This window comes from Sinorhizobium fredii USDA 205 (assembly GCF_001461695.1).
GTDB lineage: Bacteria > Pseudomonadota > Alphaproteobacteria > Rhizobiales > Rhizobiaceae > Sinorhizobium > Sinorhizobium fredii.
The window spans coordinates 1-1111 of sequence record NZ_AUTC01000096.1 but is presented as its reverse complement, the minus strand read 5'-3'; the positions used below and the strand labels follow the sequence as shown (position 1 = coordinate 1111).

At 72.2% G+C, this 1111-nt stretch carries 1 protein-coding gene and 1 pseudogene; both read right to left on the bottom strand.

Annotated features, from left to right (window positions below; all coding sequences use genetic code 11):
* Positions 1–265: pseudogene (locus N181_RS10325) on the bottom strand (MFS transporter); the annotation flags it as partial.
* A partial coding sequence (locus tag N181_RS10320; RefSeq protein WP_060563364.1) for an HlyD family secretion protein occupies positions 262–1111 on the bottom strand: 850 nt, incomplete at its 5' end. The pseudogene N181_RS10325 and the gene N181_RS10320, both read right to left, overlap by 4 nt.

The window sequence follows — 1111 nt, the reverse complement described above, 5'->3', positions numbered from 1 at the left end:
CGATGACCAGCCGGCGCGGCTCGATCCGGTCGATCAGCGCGGCGGCGGCGATGAAGCCGATGAGCTTCAGCGACGTGTAGCCGATGTCCAGCCAGGCGAACTCGTCCGGCGTCGCATAGGTGTCGCCGATGATGTCGCCGCGCCCGAGCGACAGCACGGTGCTGGCGATCGCCTCGGTCAGCGTCGCCAGCACGATGCCGGCGACGAGCAGGGCTGCCGAGATCGGCGTGGCGCGGCGCGGCGCGACGGTGAGCACGGTGCTCATGAGCCGCCTCCCTGGACGATCTCGACACGCGCCGACAGGCCGGGCACGAGACGGCCGGCCAGCGGATTGCCGGCCAGGCGGATCTTCACCGGAACGCGCTGGACGACGCGGACGAAGTTGCCGGTCGCATTGTCCGGCGGCAGCAGGCTGAAGGCCGAGCCGCTGCCCGGCGCAAAGCTGTCGACGACGCCTTCCAGCGCCCCGGCCGGATAGCCGTCGATGGTAATCCGGGCGCGCTGGCCGGGGCGGATATGTTCGACCTGGGTTTCCTTGAAGTTCGCCACCACCCAGACATCGTCGACCGGGACGATGTCGAGCAGGGCGGCACCCGGCGCGACGAGCCGGCCGATCCGCACCTGGCGGTTGCCGACGACGCCGCCGACCGGGGCGCGGACCACGGTGCTGTCGAGATCGATCTGAGCGAGATCGCGGGCCGCCTCGGCTTGCGCCACGGCCGCGACGGCCGCCTCGCGCTGGGCGGCGAGCACGGCGATGCGCTGCCGCTGCGCCTCGACCGTTGCCGCCGCGGCCGAGACGCTCGCCTCGGCGCGCGACCGCGCCGCGTCGCTTTCGTCGACATGGGCCTGGCTGATGGTGTTGCTGCGGATCAGTTCGCGGCGGCGCTCGTAGGCCTTGGTCGCCAGGTTGAGCTCGGCCGCCGCCGCCCGGCTCTGGGCTTCGGCCTGGCGGATCAGGGCATGCTGAAGCTCGGTCTCGGCATCGACATTGATGCGGCGCGCCACGGCCGCCTCGACATTGGCGACCGCCTGCGCCAGCCGGGCGCGGTAGTCGCGATCGTCGATGCGGAACAGCACGTCGCCGGCCCGGACGGCCTGGTTGTCGTTG